General features: G+C 62.4%; 20 protein-coding genes and 1 pseudogene. 11 read left to right on the forward strand and 10 right to left on the reverse strand.

Annotation, left to right across the window (positions count from 1 at the left end; all coding sequences use genetic code 11):
• Positions 1 to 419: 419 nt before the first annotated feature.
• Complete coding sequence (locus AC0L15_RS21225; RefSeq protein ID WP_287248153.1) at positions 420 to 713, reverse strand: hypothetical protein; 294 nt, start codon at positions 711 to 713, stop codon at positions 420 to 422.
• Between the two features lie 23 nt (positions 714 to 736).
• Here AC0L15_RS21225 and AC0L15_RS21230 point away from each other — a divergent pair, with 23 nt between their 5' ends.
• Together AC0L15_RS21230 and ade are read left to right on the forward strand one after the other, a co-directional pair.
• Positions 737 to 916 (forward strand): hypothetical protein, encoded by a 180-nt coding sequence (locus AC0L15_RS21230; RefSeq protein ID WP_128246591.1) that lies wholly within the window; start codon positions 737 to 739, stop codon positions 914 to 916.
• A gap of 218 nt (positions 917 to 1,134) precedes the next feature.
• Entirely contained in the window at positions 1,135 to 2,946 is a 1,812-nt protein-coding gene (ade, locus tag AC0L15_RS21235; protein WP_287248149.1) for an adenine deaminase, read from the forward strand.
• 25 nt (positions 2,947 to 2,971) lie between these two features.
• Here ade and AC0L15_RS21240 read toward each other — a convergent pair whose 3' ends face one another.
• Entirely contained in the window at positions 2,972 to 4,132 is a 1,161-nt protein-coding gene (locus AC0L15_RS21240) for an alpha/beta hydrolase (RefSeq protein ID WP_473496944.1), read from the reverse strand.
• Between the two features lies 1 nt (position 4,133).
• Positions 4,134 to 5,201, reverse strand: a complete 1,068-nt coding sequence (locus AC0L15_RS21245) for an alpha/beta hydrolase (protein ID WP_287214556.1) — start codon at positions 5,199 to 5,201, stop codon at positions 4,134 to 4,136.
• A gap of 222 nt (positions 5,202 to 5,423) precedes the next feature.
• On the opposite strand from AC0L15_RS21245, the gene ilvA reads away from it, so the two are divergent.
• Together ilvA and AC0L15_RS21255 are read left to right on the forward strand one after the other, a co-directional pair.
• Positions 5,424 to 6,680, forward strand: coding sequence for a threonine ammonia-lyase IlvA (ilvA, locus tag AC0L15_RS21250; protein ID WP_287248145.1), 1,257 nt, complete (start codon positions 5,424 to 5,426; stop codon positions 6,678 to 6,680).
• Complete coding sequence (locus AC0L15_RS21255; RefSeq protein WP_287214559.1) at positions 6,677 to 7,237, forward strand: DUF1697 domain-containing protein; 561 nt, start codon at positions 6,677 to 6,679, stop codon at positions 7,235 to 7,237. Before ilvA ends, AC0L15_RS21255 begins: the two co-directional genes overlap by 4 nt.
• A gap of 4 nt (positions 7,238 to 7,241) precedes the next feature.
• Here AC0L15_RS21255 and AC0L15_RS21260 read toward each other — a convergent pair whose 3' ends face one another.
• Together AC0L15_RS21260 and gloA are read right to left on the reverse strand one after the other, a co-directional pair.
• Positions 7,242 to 7,535 (reverse strand): DUF2218 domain-containing protein, encoded by a 294-nt coding sequence (locus AC0L15_RS21260; RefSeq protein ID WP_287248142.1) that lies wholly within the window; start codon positions 7,533 to 7,535, stop codon positions 7,242 to 7,244.
• Positions 7,536 to 7,679: 144 nt separating this feature from the next.
• On the reverse strand, positions 7,680 to 8,120 hold the full coding sequence (gene gloA / locus AC0L15_RS21265) for a lactoylglutathione lyase (RefSeq protein WP_287248140.1): 441 nt from the start codon (positions 8,118 to 8,120) through the stop codon (positions 7,680 to 7,682).
• Between the two features lie 237 nt (positions 8,121 to 8,357).
• On the opposite strand from gloA, the gene AC0L15_RS21270 reads away from it, so the two are divergent.
• The 3 genes from AC0L15_RS21270 to AC0L15_RS21280 all read left to right on the forward strand — a co-directional run bounded on the left by AC0L15_RS21270 (position 8,358) and on the right by AC0L15_RS21280 (position 10,487).
• Positions 8,358 to 8,933, forward strand: coding sequence for a cold-shock protein (locus AC0L15_RS21270; protein ID WP_353682342.1), 576 nt, complete (start codon positions 8,358 to 8,360; stop codon positions 8,931 to 8,933).
• Positions 8,934 to 9,187: 254 nt separating this feature from the next.
• Entirely contained in the window at positions 9,188 to 9,700 is a 513-nt protein-coding gene (locus AC0L15_RS21275) for a DUF192 domain-containing protein (protein WP_287248136.1), read from the forward strand.
• 19 nt (positions 9,701 to 9,719) lie between these two features.
• On the forward strand, positions 9,720 to 10,487 hold the full coding sequence (locus AC0L15_RS21280; protein ID WP_287248134.1) for an alpha/beta fold hydrolase: 768 nt from the start codon (positions 9,720 to 9,722) through the stop codon (positions 10,485 to 10,487).
• Positions 10,488 to 10,597: 110 nt separating this feature from the next.
• Here AC0L15_RS21280 and AC0L15_RS21285 read toward each other — a convergent pair whose 3' ends face one another.
• Positions 10,598 to 11,197: an HD domain-containing protein gene (locus AC0L15_RS21285; protein WP_128246582.1), complete on the reverse strand. Its 600-nt coding sequence runs from the start codon at positions 11,195 to 11,197 to the stop codon at positions 10,598 to 10,600.
• Positions 11,198 to 11,349: 152 nt separating this feature from the next.
• Here AC0L15_RS21285 and cysE point away from each other — a divergent pair, with 152 nt between their 5' ends.
• Positions 11,350 to 12,198 (forward strand): serine O-acetyltransferase, encoded by an 849-nt coding sequence (gene cysE / locus AC0L15_RS21290; RefSeq protein ID WP_027156043.1) that lies wholly within the window; start codon positions 11,350 to 11,352, stop codon positions 12,196 to 12,198.
• A 196-nt stretch (positions 12,199 to 12,394) separates the two neighbouring features.
• Positions 12,395 to 12,598, forward strand: coding sequence for a DUF3126 family protein (locus AC0L15_RS21295; RefSeq protein ID WP_013531334.1), 204 nt, complete (start codon positions 12,395 to 12,397; stop codon positions 12,596 to 12,598).
• A gap of 225 nt (positions 12,599 to 12,823) precedes the next feature.
• Here AC0L15_RS21295 and AC0L15_RS21300 read toward each other — a convergent pair whose 3' ends face one another.
• Complete coding sequence (locus tag AC0L15_RS21300; protein WP_287248131.1) at positions 12,824 to 13,555, reverse strand: hypothetical protein; 732 nt, start codon at positions 13,553 to 13,555, stop codon at positions 12,824 to 12,826.
• A 319-nt stretch (positions 13,556 to 13,874) separates the two neighbouring features.
• Here AC0L15_RS21300 and AC0L15_RS21305 point away from each other — a divergent pair, with 319 nt between their 5' ends.
• A complete protein-coding gene (locus AC0L15_RS21305; RefSeq protein WP_287248129.1) occupies positions 13,875 to 14,402 on the forward strand; it encodes a gamma carbonic anhydrase family protein in 528 nt (175 codons plus the stop codon).
• A gap of 54 nt (positions 14,403 to 14,456) precedes the next feature.
• On the opposite strand, the gene AC0L15_RS21310 is transcribed toward AC0L15_RS21305, so the two are convergent.
• Both AC0L15_RS21310 and AC0L15_RS21315 read right to left on the reverse strand, forming a co-directional pair.
• A complete protein-coding gene (locus tag AC0L15_RS21310) occupies positions 14,457 to 15,017 on the reverse strand; it encodes an ankyrin repeat domain-containing protein (RefSeq protein ID WP_287248128.1) in 561 nt (186 codons plus the stop codon).
• 109 nt (positions 15,018 to 15,126) lie between these two features.
• A pseudogene (locus AC0L15_RS21315) lies at positions 15,127 to 15,213 on the reverse strand (DUF1127 domain-containing protein); the annotation flags it as partial.
• A 739-nt stretch (positions 15,214 to 15,952) separates the two neighbouring features.
• Between AC0L15_RS21315 and AC0L15_RS21320 the strand changes: the two are divergent.
• The gene (locus AC0L15_RS21320) at positions 15,953 to 18,076 is read left to right on the forward strand and encodes a hypothetical protein (protein ID WP_473496950.1); all 2,124 of its coding nucleotides are present in this window, start codon (positions 15,953 to 15,955) and stop codon (positions 18,074 to 18,076) included.
• A gap of 137 nt (positions 18,077 to 18,213) precedes the next feature.
• On the opposite strand, the gene AC0L15_RS21325 is transcribed toward AC0L15_RS21320, so the two are convergent.
• Entirely contained in the window at positions 18,214 to 18,633 is a 420-nt protein-coding gene (locus tag AC0L15_RS21325; RefSeq protein ID WP_473496951.1) for a hypothetical protein, read from the reverse strand.
• Positions 18,634 to 18,655: the final 22 nt, after the last annotated feature.

Genomic DNA, 18,655 nt, shown 5'->3' on the forward strand with positions numbered 1-18,655 from the left:
GGTGCGCTGCTGCGGTGCAGAACCTTTTGATGGCGGAGCGAGGCGCCCCCCTCTGTCCTGCCGGACATCTCCCCCACTTGGGGGGGAGATCGGCAGCTTCACGGACAGCGTCCTTTTTTGCCAGGTTGGTGTTGGCGAAATCAGTGATGAAGGCCGATCTCCCCCCTCGTGGGGGAGATGTCCGGCAGGACAGAGGGGGGCGCGAAGGATCGCTACGGAGCGCGTTTATTCTGAGCCGTTGCATTCTTCGGCGGATGTCACGGAATGATCCCAGGGTCTGCGCCGCGTCGCTTTGCTCCTTGCTTGCCCTGGGATGACGAAGGCGCGGTGGCTTTCGGCCAATCGCAGACGACGGAGAATTGGCGGCTGCAGGCCGTTCAGCAGCGACGGGCCATCCACTGATTCAAACTTGATCAAAATCATCCCGGAACCATTTCGCAACGGTTGAGTTTCGGGCTAAAGCTACTGGAACCCCTGACATGGCAGAGTTTGACACAGGACAAGGGAAGTCCGTTGCCAACGCGGTACGGCAATTGCTGCGTTCCGAAGACTATCGCCGGCACCTGCACGGCGTGCTGAAGCTTGCCGTAGACCCACGACTGCCCAGCACCTTTGTCCCATTGCTTGAGGCGATTGATCAGGCTGGGCGGGAATCGTTTCGGCGGAGCCCAAACGAGCGATAGCCGAGTAAACGCGCCAATCTTCTTCTGCACCCGCTAATCTCCTCCTCCACTCCATGACTCAACGCTACGACATTGAGAAGACACCTGAAGGCACGTGGGACATCATCGATGTGTTCACGGGGATGCCAGTTGTCGAGGTCGGCGTCCCCTTGATCGATATGCCTCTCGAAGAGGCCGATGATCTGGTCGACCTTCTCAACTGCCGCGACAGGGAACATCGGGGCGATACTTGAGCGCCCGATTTCCTGATCGAAACTCCCGAACAAGCTGATTTGCCGCAACCGGACTCGTCTTCCGGTTGAGGCATTTTGTCGTGGATGGCGCCTCGCAGCGCCGCCGACGGCGCCTCCGGCACGACAGGTGAAGACCGCGTAGCCGCACACGACCCACAAGTTCCCCGCTGGTCAAAATCCGCGCGGCTTGGCACAGTCGGGAAAACAGGAGTCTCCTCATGGCGAAGACCGCGCGTGCGACGAAACCAAAACCCTGGGCCGAGGCGGCGACGCATCTGGTCGACGTCGCCATGGGCAGGAGGCCCGCCGATCTCGTCATCCGCAACGGGCGCTGGGTCAACGTTCATTCCGGCGAGATCATCGCCGGCACCGACATTGCCATTGCCGGCGGCCGTTTCGCCTATTGCGGGCCGAATGCCGGCCATGCCATCGGCCAGGGCACCAAGGTGGTCGACGCCGGCGGGCGCTATCTGGTGCCGGGCCTTTGCGACGCTCACATGCATGTCGAGAGTGGCATGGTGACGGTGACGGAGTTTTGCCGCGCGGTCATCCCGCATGGCACCACCTCGATGTTCATCGACCCGCACGAGATCGCCAATGTGCTCGGCCTGCCGGGTGTGCGGCTGATGCATGACGAGGCCGTCGCCATGCCGATCAACGTGCTTGTGCAGATGCCGTCCTGCGTGCCTTCGGCACCTGGGCTGGAGCATGCCGGCGCCGAGCTGACGGTTGCCGATGTGACCGAGGCGATGGGCTGGGAAAACATCGTCGGACTTGGCGAGGTGATGAACTTTCCCGGTGTCGCTGCCAACGATCCGGTGATGGCCGGCGAGATCGCCGCGACGGTGAGGGCGGGCAAGACCGTCGGCGGCCATTATGCCTCGCGCGATCTCGGCCTGCCGTTCCACGGCTACGTCGCCGGCGGCCCCGAGGACGACCACGAAGGCACGCGCGCCGAGGACGCCATCGCCCGCGTCCGCCAGGGCATGAAGGCAATGCTGAGGCTGGGCTCGGCATGGTACGACGTTGCCTCGCAGATCAAGGCGGTGACGGAGAGCGGGCTCGATCCGCGCAACTTCATCCTGTGCACCGACGACAGCCATTCCGGGACGCTCGTCCATGAAGGCCATATGGACCGGGTGGTCCGCCACGCCATCAGCCAAGGGGTGAAGCCGGTGACCGCGATCCAGATGGCGACGCTCAACACCGCCCAGCATTTCAGGCTGGAGCGCGAGCTGGGTTCGATCGCGCCGGGGCGGCTCGCCGATCTGCTGATCGTCTCCGATCTGGCCGCAATGACCATCGACGAAGTCTATGGCCGCGGCGTCAGGCTGGCCAAGGGCGGCAAGCTCGACATCGACATTCCGGCATATGACTATCCGAAGACGGCAAAGAACACCGTCAAGCTCGGCAAGAAGCTCAAACCGGGAGATTTCGACATCGTGGCGCCTGTCGGCGCCAACGAAATTCGGGTGCGGGTCATCGGCGTGATCGAGAACCAGGCGCCGACGCGGGCGCTCGAGGCCGATCTTCCGGTGGAGGACGGGCTGGTCGCCATGGACCGTCGCAACGACGTCTGCCAGATCGCGCTGGTCGAGCGCCACCGCGGCACGGGAGGCATCACCAACGCCTTCGTCTCCGGCTTCGGCTATATGAGCGACTGCGCCATGGCCTCCAGCGTGGCGCATGATGCGCACCACATCATCGTCGTCGGCACCAGCAAGCAGGATATGGCATTGGCGGTCAACCGGCTGGGCGAGGTCGGCGGTGGCGTCGTGCTGTTCTCCAGGGGCAAGGAACTGGCGCTGGTCGAAATGCCGATCGCCGGCCTGATGTCGGACGAGCGCGCCGAAATCGTCGCCGCCAAGGCCGACAAGCTGACCGAGGCAATGCGCCAGATGGGCTGTTCGCTGAACAACGCCTACATGCAGCACTCGCTGCTGGCGCTGGTCGTCATCCCGGAACTGAGGATTTCCGATGTCGGCCTGATCGACGTGACGACGTTCCAGAAAGTCGAACTGTTCGTCTGACAACGACCAAGGGCGTGCCCGCTCCTCATCCGCCGGTGGCGATGGTCAGCACCTTGAATGGCGTGGTGATGACGATCTCGGCGACGGAGCCGACGGCCTTGCCGATGCCCTGGCCGAGATTGTTGATCGGCTGCGCCGGATCGACCTCGTCCGATGCCAGGCCGGCCGGCGCGCGCAGCCGGTCGCCGAGTAGCTGCACCAGGAATGGGTTGTCGGCGAATTTGGCGTGGTTCAGGCGGTCGCCGCCTTTGGTCTTGCTCAAGTCGACCACCGACACGCCATAGCTGGCGAGGTCGGCCGCGTCGCCATAGTCGCCGACGCGCGGCTTGTCGCCGGAGATCAGGGAGGACAGCCTCAGGGCGCGATCGTCGCCCGAAAGCAGGATGGCGAAAGGCTTGTCGGGCTTGCCGTAACGGATCATCTGCTTCTTGAATACATCGACATCGATGTCGGGCGAGGCCAGGATGACATAGCCGAGCTTGTCGCCGAGATCACGGTCGCCGGTGATGGCAAGCTGGCGCAGCGCCTCCATCGTCACCCAGGTGCCCATCGAATGGGCGATGATGTCGATGCTCTTGGCCTTGGACTTGGCCAGCATCCGCAACGTCTCTTCGAGATCGTCGCGCGCCGCGTTGGCGCTTTCCTTGTCGTAGATATAGCCCGTGGTCTTGCCGCTCGACGCCCATGAGAACAGCACCGGCGTGCCGGAATATTTTGTGTCGTGTGCGATCTGCGTCAGCCGGTAGATGCCGTCGTCGAAATCGTTGTTGAAGCCGTGCACGAAAACCAGGGCGCGGTCGCCGCGCATGGCGATGTTGGCGCCGACCGCCTTGGCGAATTGCTGGGCGCCTTCGTAGAATTCGACCTCAGTTGCCGTGAAGTCCTTCGCCGGGTTGCTGTTGGCGGAGCCCCTGACCCGCTCGATGGCGCCGACCTGATGGGTTTTCGGGACGGTGACTTCGACACTGGCAAAACTGGTGGTCGGTGAACGGTCACCGTCGAACACCTGCCGCGGGTCCTTCGTCGCCTTTTTTCGGGTGGTGGCGACGAAGATCTCATGCGTGGCGGCGATGTCGGAGGCAGGCACCGTCACGGTCGTCGTGTTGAGAAGGTCGTGGGTCTTGCGGCCGGCGCAGCCGGTCACCGCGAGCGCAAACGCTACGACGAGAAAAGTCTTCGAACGCACCTCACTGCCCGAGCAGGCTGATGCGGTCGGTCACCTCGCGGTCGCTGGCAAATCCGTCATCCTCGCGCAGCCGCTGGCCGATCATCTTCACCAGCTCGGGGTTGTCGGCAAATTTGGTGTGGTTGAAGCGATCCGATCCCTTGACGCTGGAGAGATCGACGACGCTCACGCCATAGTCGGCGAGGTCGGCCGCGTCCTTGTAGTCGCCGACGCGCGGCCGCGAGCCGGCGATCAGGCCGGAGAGCCGCAGCGCCCGGTCGTCGTCGGACAGTAGAAGGATGAATGGCTTGTTCGGCTTGCCGTAGCGGCGCATCTGGCTCTTGAACACGTCGACATCGATGTCGGGCGAGGCCAGCACGACGTCGCCGAGCTTGCCGCTGAGATCGCGGTCGCCGTTGATGGCGAGCTGGCGCAGCGCCTCCATGGTAACCCAGGTCCCCAGCGAATGGGCGACGATGTCGATGCGCCGCGCGCCGGTCTGCGAAAGCATTCTCAGCGTCACTTCCAGTTGGTCGCGGGCCGCACTGGCGCTTTCCCTGTCATAGACATAGTCCCGGGTCTTGGCGCCCGATGCCCAGGAAAACAGCACCGGCGTGCCCGGGTAGCCGGAATCATGGGCGATCTGGGTGACACGGTAGACGGCGGCGTCGAAGCCGGTGTTGTAGCCATGGACGAAAAGCATGACGCGGCCGCCGCGCGCGGCGATATCGGAGCTGAGCGCGCTGGAGAATTTCGGCGCGGTGTCGTAGCCGACGACGTCGGAGGCCATGAAGTATTTGGCCGGGTCGTTCGACTTGCCGCGCGAGCGCCGCTCGATCTGACCGGCTTCGTGGGTCCCCGGCACGGTGACGTTGACGCGGGCATAGTTCAGCGTGGCCGAGCGCTCGCGGTCGAAAACCTTGCTGGGATCGTCGGAGCGCTTGCGCGTCGTGGCGATGAAGATGCTGTGGTTGCCGGCGATATCGGTCACCGGCGCCGACACCATGGCGCTGCCGAGCAGTTCCTCGGTCTGCCGGCCGCCACAGCCGGCAACGAGCAAGGCAAGGACAAGGATACAAATCTTCTTCAACTCTAGAATTCCACTCCGGCCGAAAGGCTTGATCCAACCTCCGCGACCCCTCCCGGACAGCCGAAGTGCGGCAGAAGTAAGTCGTTTCCTGCCGAAATGCGCTCAGCGGCTTGCGACAGTCATCGCACTGTTGCGCGAAAGCCAGAACGATTGCCCTGATCAAACACGTACGGCGTGTGCTAGGTTCGCGAACACCACAGACGATCCGGGGTAATTTTTTCGATGACCAGTTTCTCTTCCCGCGTCGCGGTCGCCGCTGCCGCGATCCGCCAGATCTTCCCGGAAACACCGCTGCAGGAAAACGATTATCTGTCGAAGAAGACCGGGGCGCGCGTGCTGCTGAAGCGCGAGGACCTGTCACCGGTGCGCTCCTACAAGATCAGGGGCGCCTTCAATTTCTTCCGCAAGGCGCTCGCCGCCGGCAACGATGCCGAGCTGTTCGTCTGCGCTTCGGCCGGCAACCATGCCCAGGGCTTTGCCTTCGTCTGCCGTCATTTCGGCAAGCGAGGCGTGGTGTTCATGCCGGTGACGACGCCGCAGCAGAAGATCGACAAGACGCGGCTGTTCGGTGGCGAATTCGTCGAGATCAGGCTGGTCGGCGACTTTTTCGACGACTGCTACCGCGCCGCCTCCGAATTCACGGAAAGCGCCGGCGCGCGCATGGTGCCGCCGTTCGACCACAAGGACATCATCGAGGGGCAGGCGACGGTCGCCTACGAGATATCAGGCCAGATGCCAGGCGCGCGCATGCCCGACATCATCATGCTGCCGGTCGGCGGTGGCGGTCTGGCTGCGGGTGTGACGCATTATTTCGCCGACCAGCGCCGCGACACGCGCTTCGTCTTCTGCGAGCCGGCCGGCGCGCCAAGCCTGAGCGAGAGCCTCGCCACCGGCAAGCGTATCAGGCTCGCCAGGGTCGACAATTTCGTCGATGGCGCCGCGGTGGCCGAGATCGGCCGCGAGCCGTTGCGGCATCTCAAGGCGTTTGCCACCGAGGCGGTGCGGCTGATCCCGGAAAACCGGCTTTGCGCGACGATGATCGAGATGCTGAACGTCGAAGGCGTGGTGCTGGAGCCGGCCGGCGCATTGGCGATCGACGCGCTGAAGGATTTTTCGAAGAAGGAAATCAGGGGCAAGACCATCGTCGCGGTGGTTTCGGGCGGCAATTTCGACTTCGAGCGGCTACCGGACGTGAAGGAAAGGGCGCTGCGTTTCGAGGGGCTAAAGAAGTATTTCATCATCCGGTTTCCGCAGCGGCCGGGCGCGCTGCGCGACTTCCTCGAATTGCTAGGTCCCGACGACGATATCGCCCGCTTCGAATATCTGAAGAAATCGGCGCGCAATTTCGGTTCGGTGCTGATCGGCATCGAAACCAAGGACCGCCGCAATTTCGAGCTGCTCAACGCCAATTTCGATGCCGAGGGCGTCCAGTATCAGGACATCACAGACAATGAGACGCTGGCCGGGTTCATCATATGAGTGCCCGGGCGAAGATTTTCGTTGCGTTGTTTTCCGGCATCAATGTCGGCGGCAACCGCATCGTCAAGATGGCGGACTTGCGGTCGTTCTTCGAGGAACTCGGTTTTGGCGACGTCACCAGCTATGTGCAGAGCGGCAACATCGTGTTCCGTTCGGCAAAGGGCGACGCGGCCACATTGGCCAAACAGCTGGAAGCGGCCTTCGAGAAGAACTGGGGATTTCACTCGCGCATCATGGTGCGCGATCTCGGCTGGTTCGAGCGGCTGGTGGCGGAAAATCCCTATCCGGAAGTCGCCGGCGAGCCGACGAAGCTTCACGCCTGTGTGTTGGAACGCCCGCCGACAGCCGACGAGGTCGCGCGGCTGGCCGAAAAATGCACCGGTCCCGAACGGTTCGAGATCAGGGGCGACGTGCTTTACCTGCATGCACCGGAAGGCATCGGCAAATCGGTATTTGCCAACCTCATCCCGCGCACGCTGAAAGTGCCCTGCACCGCGCGCAACTGGCGCACGGTGCTGATGCTGCTGGAAATGGCCGGCCGGAATGGCGGAGCGTAGTCGCCTACGCTGCCGAAGCGTTTTTCCAATCGAAGGTCAGCTCTTCGCGGAAAGCGAAGCGTTTGATGTGGTCGGCAACGACCGTTTCCAGCCGCTCCAGCGAGCCGGCTTCGTCGACGGTTACCGCGATATGCAGCGCTGCCGGGTCGGCATCGAGAACCGTGCGGCCCAGTGAGAGGTCGATCGTGCCGTGGTTCGGATCGAACGCGACGGGAAACTTGTGCGCCCAGTGCTTGCAGAGCTGCTGCAGATAGCGGCTCGCATGTTCAGTGACGACATCGGCATGGCTGGTCGGCATGAATGGATTTCTCCTTGGGCAAGCGCGCATCTTTGGATGCGCCAATTTCGAAGCAGGCGCGATGGCCGAACAGATAGGCGCGATTCCGAGAAACGCCATAAATCGTTCGGCTTGGTCGTGCCCGTTCTCGATCCTTGTGATAGGTTACCAGCTTCCGGTATTGGGCATCGACGCCCAGGGCTCGGCCTTGGCCTTGGCCGGGCCTTTCTGCAAAAGCTCGATCGAGATGCCATCCGGCGATTTGACGAAGGCCATGTTGCCGTCGCGCGGCGGCCGGTTGATGGTGACGCCCTTGTCCATCAGATGCTGGCAGGTGGCGTAGATGTTGTCGACCTCGTAGGCGAGGTGGCCGAAATTGCGGCCGCCCTTGTAGTCTTCCGGATCCCAATTGTAGGTGAGCTCGATCAGCGGCGCCTTGTCGGTGATGCCGCTTTGCTCGTCTTCGTCCGCTGCGAGGAAGATCAGCGTGTAGCGCCCCTGTTCGTTTTCGTGGCGGCGCACTTCCTTGAGGCCAAGCTTGTTGCAGTAGAAATCGAGCGAGGCATCGATGTCGGCGACACGGACCATGGTGTGGAGGTAGCGCATGTGGTTTTCCTCGAAATGTTGCTTTGCGGCGAACATAGGGGCCACCCGGCCAAAGGGCAATTCCCGATAGCCGCTCCTGCCGGCAAACAACAAATCCGGTATTCCCGCAATGAACCGTGAAAAAACGCAGCTCAGGTCTTGCACACACCTGAAACGGAAGTGTTAATCTAACGTCAAGAATCAGTTGCGGTATTCTTGGAAAAGGGGGGCGTTGTTATGGGGGAAAAAGCCTCTTTCATGGGGCGGGACGGAACCGGTCACGACGCCTTGCGGAGAGACGAGAGCGGCGACACGGCCGGTCTTGTCGAGATTGCGGGCGCTATCAAATGGTTCGACGTGGCCAAGGGTTACGGTTTCATTCTTCCCGATGACGGCTCTTCCGGCGATATTCTCCTCCATGTGACCTGTCTTCGAAAAGACGGTTTCCAGACCGCCTTGGAAGGTGCGCGCGTCGTCTGCCTGGTCAAGCAAGGTGAGCGCGGGTTGCAGGCGTTCCGCGTGCTCTCCATGGATCTCACCACGGCGACCCATCCGGCGGAGATGCAGGAGCAGCGCACCCACGTCTCGGTGACGCCGGAAAGCGGCCTCGAACGGGCGCTGGTGAAATGGTTCAACCGCACCAAGGGGTTCGGTTTCCTGACCCGGGGCGAGGGCACCGAGGACATTTTCGTCCACATGGAGACGCTGCGCCGTTACGGTATTACCGAACTCAGGCCGGGGCAGGTCGTGCTGGTCCGCTTCGGGCGCGGCGACAAAGGCCTTATGGCTGCCGAAATTCACCCGGATATGGGTACCTTGCCCGTCTCGCACTAAAGTCCCACCCCGATCCAATCGAGATGCGACCTGGTGCTTTCCGCTTGACCGTGATCTTTTTCGAACCGTAGGTTCGGGATCATGGTCCAGGTAGTTTGAGATTCAGGTCAGGCCGTGCCGAAAATGGTGGGTTCCGAGAACCGGAGCGGAGCGTACTTTTGGGTACGTGAGCACCGGAAGCACAGGAAACCGCCGTTTGCAGGCCGACCTCACCTGAATTTCAACATACCTAGGACGATGGCCGAGGAGTCTGAATGAGTTACAGGAACTGGCTGACAACGGGCGTAGTCTGCGCCGCGATCGCCTTTGTCATTGCCGCAGGCGCTTTCTTCCATTCGCAGCGACCGGCTTCGGCAGACAGCCGGGCGATGATCCTTGCCGTCGACCCGCAGCCGCTGGTCGCGGTGACGAAAGGCGGCGAACGCTCTTTCTCCGTCGAAATCGCCGACACCTCGGCCGAGCGCGAGGCTGGCCTGATGTTTCGCCAGGAGATGGCCGACGATCATGGCATGCTGTTCGTGTTCGAGGAGCCTCGGGATGTCAGCTTCTGGATGAAGAACACGCCGATGCCGCTCGACCTGATCTTTGTCGGTCAGGACGGCAGGATCCGGGCGATCAAGCAAGGCGAGCCGCAATCCGAGGCGATGATCTCGCCCGGCGAGCCGGTTCGCTTCGTGCTCGAGCTCAAGGCGGGCACCGCCGCCAGGAGCGGCATCGAGGACCGCGACCTGTTGCGTCACCCGGCAATCGGCACTGCGCACAACTGAACGCGCAGGATCCATGCAGATGCAGTTTTTCTCCCATGACGGTTTTGACCTTGCCTTCCTCGACCGCCAGCCGGCATCGGGGCAGGGCGATCCGGTGCTCATGATCCATGGCTTTGCTTCGACCCATTACGTCAACTGGGTGTCGCCCGGCTGGTTCAAGGCGCTGAACGATGCCGGCTACCGCGCCATCGCCTTCGACGATCGCGGCCACGGCGCCTCGTCAAAGAGCTATCAGGAGGCCGATTATACGCCGGCAAGAATGGCCTCCGACGGGGCAGCGTTGCTGAACCATCTCGGCATCGAACGCGCCCATGTCATGGGCTATTCGATGGGCGCGCGGATTTCCGCTTTCCTGGCGCTTTCCGATCCGGACAAGGTGGCGACGCTGGTCTTCGGCGGTCTCGGCGTCGGCATGGTCGACGGCGTCGGCGACTGGGATCCGATCGCCGCCGCCCTTCTGGCCGACGACCCTGATAGCACCAGCAATCCGCGCGGCCGCTCGTTTCGCGCCTTCGCCGACCAGACCCGCAGCGACCGCCGGGCGCTGGCCGCCTGCATTGCCACCTCGCGGGAATTGCTGGCCGAGGCCGACATTGCGCGCATTGCCCAGCCGACGTTGATTGCCGTCGGCACCAAGGACGATATCGGCGGTTCGCCCGACGAACTGGCCGCCTTGATGCCGAACGCCAGGGCGTTCCACATCGAGGGCCGCGACCACATGCTGGCCGTCGGCGACAAGTCCTTCAAGCAGCGGGTGCTGGAGTTCTATGCCGAAAATCCGCTGTGAATACATCTGTGCTTGGGTTGGGGTCACTCAATCCTGAAGAATGCAGCGGCTCAGGTAAAAGCCGATCGGTAGCGATCCTTCGCGACGGCATCAAAGGTGCAGAAGCCAGCTCACGCCCCGAGCGCTTCGAGCGAACGCGCCATGTTTTGCCGAGCCTGAGCCTCGAACCGCTGCCGGAACTCCTCGGTGTGGAAGATGTGCGGGCGGGCGAGGAAGCCCTTCAGGACAGCACTGCGGCCGGCACGCCACATCGGCTCTTCCACCCAACCATATTCGCGGCGAACCGCCTGTTCATAGGCGTCGAACGCATCAGGCGGCGCCCCCAGGATCGCAAGGTCCATGTCGAGGAACAGCGCTGCATCGCGGGCGGCATTCTCGTCGGCAAACTGCGGCAACTCATGCGTGGCGGTGGCCGATATCATCGCGGTGATGCGGCCAAGGCGCTGCGCATCGGTGCGGCCGGCGAGCTTTTTCTCGGCAAGGGCGGCACTCCTCGCCTCGTTGTCCTTGGCCCGGCTGTCATAGACGGCGTCGTGGAACCAGATCGCCGCCTCGGCCGCCTCGGGGTCGTGCAACGATGCCCGATAGTGGCCGGCCAGCGCCAGCATCGCCTCGATATGGGAAAGGCTGTGATAGTGGCGTCCTTCGGCCTGGTAGAGCGCGGAAAGCTCGCGCTTCAGCGGCTCGTCGATCAAGGCTTGGTTTTCCATGGCCGCTTGAATTTCCGTGAACCAAATCCATTTGACGATGCACTAAAGAAAATTGAGTTCAACCGTGCTATGATCTGGCTTATAGAGCATGTCGCGCAAAAGAGCGCAGCGGTTTTGGTGCCAAGCCGGAGACATTAGGCCGGAGACCATTGATGAACAGCGTTACGATTGCCCGCCCGACCATGGTGAAGCCGATCGACCCGATCTGGCGCTCGATCCGCGACGAAGCAATGGAGGCGGTCAACCGCGATCCGTTGCTGGCGGCGTTCCTCTATTCGACCATCCTCAACCAGGAAAGCCTGGAGGAAGCGGTCATCCATCGGCTGGCCGAGCGGCTCGCCCATCAGGATATCGGTTCCGATCTCATCCGCCAGACATTCAAGGCGATGGCAGCCGACGACAACGACTGGTCGTCGACGGTGCGTGTCGACATCCAGGCCTATTACGACCGCGATCCGGCCTGCGACCGCTTCATCATGCCGGTGCTCTATTTCAAGGGTTTTCATGCCATCCAGACGCACCGGCTGGCGCATTGGCTGTGGAACCAGGGCCGCCAGGATTTCGCGCTCTACCTGCAGAGCCGGTCGTCCTCGGTGTTCCAGACTGACATCAACCCGGCCGCCCGCATCGGCAAGGGCATCTTCCTCGACCACGCCACCGGCCTCGTCGTCGGCCAGACGGCGGTGATCGAGGACGACGTGTCGATCCTGCACGGCGTGACGCTGGGCGGCACCGGCAAAGCCGGCGGCGACCGCCATCCAAAAATCCGCTACGGCGTGCTGATCGGCGCCGGCGCCAAGATCCTCGGCAACATCGAAGTCGGCCATTGCTCCAAGATCGCGGCAGGCTCGGTGGTGCTGTCGCCGGTGCCGCACAACAAGACGGTTGCCGGCGTGCCGGCCCGCGTCGTCGGCGAGACCGGCTGCGACCGGCCCTCGCGGCAGATGGACCAGCTTTTGCCGTCGCAGTCGATGGACCACGTCGTCAGCTTCGACATCTGAACGCTCGGGCAGGGCCCCTTGCAAAGGCGTCTTTCTCCCCGTCACTATACGGGCAGAAATGCCCGGCAGGGCAATGAGGGGCAGCGCAAACCTCTAGCGATTGCCCCGGTTCTCTCGCCGGCTTGTCTTTACATCGCCATTGTCGACGTGCCAGAAGCGCGCTCAAATGAGCAAGACCGACGATCGGAGAAGACTTTTGAAGCCGGACGAAATCAGAAAGCTGGACGCCTATTTCAAGCGCGTCTTCCAGAACCCCAAGCTTGAAGTGAAGGCGCGGCCGCGCAAGGATGATTCGGCCGAGGTCTATGTCGGCGACGAATTCCTCGGCATCGTCTTCAAGGACGAGGACGACGGCGACTATAATTTCTCGATGGCGATCCTCGACATCGACCTCGCCTGAGCCGGGAGGCGATCGGTGCCGGCCGACCTTGAGCCAGCTTGCTCGCCGCACCCTCTTCTTCAACGTCGGCGATTGGCGAAAGAAGAACGAATAGCCAATCTCCCCCTTGAGGGGGAGATGCCCGGTAGGGCAGAGGGGGGTGCTGTCCCGCCGACGTCGCGCAAATTTCTGCGCTGCGCGATCAAAAGTCACTGAGCAGATTCTCGCACGGTTCGCTTCATCATCCTAATGCCCGGCCTTCAGCATACGCGCAGCCTTGGCGGCGATGGCTGCGTCGAGCGCCTGCCAATCGCTCAGAAATTCCATGGGAAAGCGGTAGGTGAGGCTGAGATTGTCGCCGACCAGAATGTCGCGTTCGCAGGGCGCCAGCGATTGCGCAGCACTTGCGCCGCTCAGGCAGCGGGCCACGAACGGGTCCTTGCCCCGGCGATTGCCGACCGCCAGCACTTCATTGAAATAGCCTGATTTTTCACTGAAGCCGTAAAGCGTCGTGCCGCCCGGACCGGGCGTGCCAGGCTCGACGATAAGGGCGCTGTAGATCGGCGCGAAGCGGCCGCTCATGTCACGCGACATGACCTGTCGTTCGAACGACAGAAAAATGATGCTCCTGCTGGGTCCAGTGTGGTTGAAATCGTCGCGGCCCGCCTCGCTGTAGCCGTCCATTTCGGGATAATGCAGATAGAGGTCGAGGCGCGAGGCGATGCCGTCGCGCCGCGCCTGGTCGAAGCGGATGACATTGGCCGGCACGGCGATGACGTTGTTGCCGATCACCACCTCGTGGACGGTCGTGTCGTCGGTATATCCGGCCATGGCGATCGAGCGGCCCAACCATTTGCCGCCAAGGCTGATCGTCATCGAAAGCACTGCCAGCGCAGCGAACACGTAGAACACCCGCTTCATCAGCTTGGAATCGACGATGGTGAGTTGCGGCCCGTTGGCGGCGGCTGCCTGCTTCATCGCGATCCCCGATTATCGGCGGCCTGTCCCAATATGTCTGTTCCCTTGGGCTGTCCTTGAGCGACCCATGTGCGTGGCACGGCTCTTGCGGCACGCCTGTCGAAACACGACTGTGCGATTTCATGGTAAATGGAAGGTGAAGATGGGTCCGGTTGGACGCACACTCGTTGCTTTTAGTGTTGCCTGACGGCGCTGATCTCTTGCGGTTGCACCGCGACGATCTTTGGCGTTGGGCGTCGTGCTGATCGACATTGCATCCCAGGCAGGCACTCTCCTAGGGTCGACCGATCTTTCAGCCTGAGACGATTCGGAGGAGAAAATGCCGCTCTATGCGATCGATGGAAAAGCCCCCGGTTTCGAGGACGCCGACAGCAACTGGATCGCGCCCGACGCTACCCTGATCGGCGACATACAGATCGGCCGCAACGCGGGCTTCTGGTTCGGCGTCGTCATCCGCGGCGACGACGAGCCGATCATCATCGGCGCCGATACCAATGTGCAGGAACACACGGTCATGCATACCGATGTCGGTTTTCCCCTGACCATCGGGCAAGGCTGCACGATCGGCCATCGCGCCTTGCTGCATGGCTGCACGATCGGCGACAACAGCCTGATCGGCATGGGCGCCATCGTGCTGAACGGCGCGAAGATCGGCAGGAATTCGCTGGTCGGCGCCGGCGCCCTGGTCACCGAAGGCAAGCAATTCCCCGACAATTCGCTGATCATCGGCTCGCCCGCCCGTTTGGTGCGAACACTGGACGATGCCGCGGTCGCAAGCCTGCGCGCTTCGGCCGCGCACTACGTCGCCAACGGCAAACGCTTCAAGGCAGGGCTGACGAAGACCTGAGGCCAGCCTTGGTCAAATCTTCGGCTACATGGTTCACCGGCATCGTCGCCCAACTCACCGTCCATTGGGGCCGCGCCTGGTCATTGCATCGCGCAGCAACGAAGCGCCGGCTTCAAAGCCGGCATTGTCGGCGTCCTCGAGGGCTGTCGTATAGTCGTCGATGCGGGTTTCGAGCGATGGGTCGGCGCCCGCCGCCAACAGCAGGCGGATGGCATCGACGCTACGGATGGCGACCGCATAGTGAAGCGGCGTCCAGTCGTTTACGCCCCGCATGTTCAGGTCTGCGCCCCCATCGATCAGGGTTCGGACTATTTCCAGTCTGTCAGCCCGGTCGGCGGAGAGTGCCGCAATGATTGCCGGATAACCGCCGTGGTGGTGATAGTTCGGGTCCGAGCCCGCATCCAGTAAGATCGAGATGAAAGCGGCGGGGCTCCAATAGATCGCATACTCCAGTGGATGCCCAAGGCCGAGTTCAAAGGGCATCTGCTCGTCGAACCAGCCGGGTGAGCCGCCGAGAGCCACACCGAGGGCCTCGAAGTCGCCCGCCTTGAACGCGTCGTCGATGGCCTTGAAGAGGCGGTGGCGCTCGCATCGATCTTCCGGGATTTCCAACATCGCAGCGATCCGGAGGTTGAATTGGCTTGGCTGCCATATTGCTCCCGCCCGGCGCTGTCTGAAAGACGTAATTCGGCAGCTGATACTTTGCGCTGCTGGTACGCCGAACTTACCGCATCGACATCAAGTTCGTGATCAGACCTGCCTTGATGTTGAGCACGGGTCGATCGACCTCCGGATGACCGATGTCGTTCAGCGTGTTGCGGCCGCAGGTCATGCGCTGGCGGGGCGGCTTCTGGAAGCGCAGCAGATGATGGTTCGGCTATGCGCGTTCGATCCCTTTCTGCGGCTTTCGAATCTCGCCGAGGTGCTGCCGCCGTTTTATCGACCGGACGATCGCAGCAGATATATCGAAGGCCTTCGCAAGGCGGGCCTGCCGGACTGACGCCGCGTCAGCGTGAAGCGAGGCAGACGGCTTCGACACCAGATCGTGTTGCTCGGTGCGACTTAACCATGATCAGCATGATTTAGTTGGCCAGCTCGCGGGCGCGCCAATGGCTGTGTTGCATGGCCGAAGTGCTGCCGATGGATGCCTAATATCAGGTGACGGTTGACCGTGGAGGCCTGTGACCTAGCTTAAAGCTTAGCCGGGCCGTCCAGAGCCGGAAATGGCGGGGTGGTACGCTACCGTGGGAGAACTCGGGACGTTGAGATGCAGAGGTGCAAGTCGGCTTTTCAGAGCCCGTGCGCCCTTGGCGGCCGACAATCGGCGGCCACGGCATGTCAAGTTTCGTTTCAAACAAAAGTCATCTGCGCCGGCACGACTATCAACGCGCGACCGCCGCTCCGCCATGCAACAACAATTCGAGCACTGGAGGGCCCTCGAAGCAAGTGACAGATTCGAACGCGATCAAAGGCTTTAGCCAGCACCAAGGCGAGGGGCCAACACCGCTTCACGATCTTAAGAACACACCCCAGACGGCACAGGCACGGCAATGTCAAATCCTCTTGCCGAAATTTACGCAAACGACGCAGATCTCGCCATCCTGGGCGGGATAGCAATATTTGCCTCGGTGGGCCTCTATCTTGTGCTCCGGCGTATCCATATCGCGGTGCAACGGCGTCGCCTCAAATCAGATGTGGGCGAAGGCGGATCTGACCTCCCCGAGGAGGAGGTTTCTTGGGATTGGGAAAGCCCGGTCGACCTTGCAACCGAGCCTGCTTCTTCTTCTCAGGTTGCCGTGCCCTCAGACACGGCAGACCTGGGTATTCGGCGTCAGGATGCCAATTGCCTTCGGTTCGGGGTGCGAATCGAGTATTTCGACGTGATCTCCGAGTCTTGCGAGAGCTCGTCAGTGGCCCAGATCGACGCTTTCGCGTCGGCGACGAACACACCGCAATCCAGCCGACTTGCGACATCCATCAGAGAAATCGCTGACTACGTTTATGGGCGGATGGCGGCTGATCTTGCCGCTCTAAGTAATCCCGTGCTGAGGGCTCTCAGCCGTATGCAGACACAACTCGCCCTCGCGGAGGATCCCGACCCCACCACAGCGATGGCCTCACCTCCTCGCGTTCGCAGGCCGATCGGTCTTGTGCCCCGCTTTGGCGTCGCCGCAATCTGTCTGGCCGTGCCGCTTAGCTATGCGATGAGGAGACAAAACTGGCTCGAAAGCGCCCCCGCCATTTCGCGGGTCCAGGGCAACGCCAATCCGGACCTTTCGCGACCCATCGAGCTTCCGGCGAGTGCTGCATTAGATGTGCGTGGGCCAGCCCAGCGAGACGAGCGCACGAGTGATGAATTGCTCAGCCCGGATCTCACGGCTGCCCGGGCGCAAGTCGAAGCAGCTGCTGCTCAGGCAGCCGCAGCGAGGGAATTGGCCGGCCAGGAGCATCAGGCGGCGGCAGGCGAGCGCGCCAGGAGCGCCGCTCTGCAGCGAGCGCTGCTCAAGTCGCGCAAGGAGATTGACGCGCTGAGGACAAGGGTGGCAGCCGCCGATCGCGTACGCCAGGAGCAATTGCGCAACGAGCTCGCGGCAGCCCGCACAGTTGACGCATCGCGGCGCATTGCGGGAGATACCCGCACGATGCTGCGCGAGGCCACCAACTATGTCTTTACGGAGATGCCCGCTGCTCATCTGGAGCGTCAGCGAGCCGGATGGGTGGCGCGCGATCTATCGCGAGCGCAGGCGCAAATTGAACAGCTTGAGGCCGAGGCCGCCGAGGATCGCGCCAAGGCCAAGGCTTCGCTGGCGCAAGCAACCGGAATGCTCGACGACGAACGCCGGAAGTCAGAGGACCTTCGTGGTGACCTCGCCGAAGTGAAACTGTCCAATGCCGCGCTCATGGAGCGCGCCGACGCGGCTGAGCAGGAACGGACCAATGCAGTCACAGCGAGAGAACGAGTGGAGCAGACCGCAGCCGAGACGGAGGGCGAGCTGGCTCGAGAACGCGCTGCAGCAGCGTCGATTCGTGAGGAGCTGAAAAAAGCTCGCCTCGAGCGCGACGCGGCTGAACAGGAACGAGCCAGAGCAGTCACAGCGGGAAACCGTGCCGAGCAGACTGCAACCGAGACAGCGCAGGCTTTGGCGTTAGAACGCGCTGCAGCAGTCTCGGCGCGTGAGGAGCTGAAAAAAGCTCGCCTCGAGCGCGACGCGGCTGAACAGGAACGAGCCAGAGCAGTCACGGCGAGAGAACGAGTGGAGCAGACTGCAACCGAGACGGCGCATGCTCTGGCACGAGAACGCGCTGCGGCAGTCTCGACCCATGAGGACCTCGATAAAGCTCGCCTCGAGCGCGACGCCGCCCGAGCACTTTTGGTACAGGTCGCCAGGCTGAAGGAGGCTTTGGACAAGCAACGTGAAGTCACTGTTTCCCTTTTCCGCGACCTGGCCGCCGCGCGCGCAGTCAATGACAGGCTCAGGGCTGAGCGTCGCAGCGCCCAGATTGAGCCGCCGCTGAAGCGGCGCGCTGGCCGCGCGGCAGCCGCTGCCGGCGGGTTGAAGGCCGTCAGCCAGAAGACTGCACGCAGCAAGGCTCGCGACCCGTCGCGGATTGCCCGGGTGCGTTCTCTCACACTTCCCTACCCCCTCAGGCCAAGACAGGCGACCTTGGAGTGATTTCCAAAACGACTGCGCGGTCCTCCTGCTCAAGTCCAGGTTCTTTGAGATCATTGCCTCTTTGCGGGAGTAGGCTAGGATGAATCACCAATTCGAATTCATCCTGCTCTCGTCGGCGAAGAGTTCTGCGCGATACGCTATGTCAGCCCGATCACCCTGCCTGTAGCATTCAATTCGCATTTGATCGGCGCCTGCCGCGTCTCCACCTTGTCTTGCCGTCCATAATCGATGCTGACCTCAATGGGAGCCGAGATCGTATCCGGGCTCAACCGACGCATGGAACCTGCGCTGCTGACGCGCACACTGGTCGCGCCAAACGGGGCGGCGGCCGACTCGATTGCATCATGGCAGGCGCGAACGACTTCATCCGGGACGCCCGGCAGCGCCTTGATTGGACTGACCGTCGATGGACTGTTGCTGGCGCTGGGAGGCTGGAGGTTGGCCGGGAGGTCGAGCGAGCGTCCGGTCCCTGCGGACCGGGCGACACTGACGGCAGTGGCGGCCGGTGTTGCCGCCACTGCCGCCGTTGCAGTGGTGCTGGTCCCATCGTCGTCCACCGATGACCTACTGCTGGAGCCG

Source organism: Mesorhizobium sp. WSM4846 (assembly GCF_055811415.1).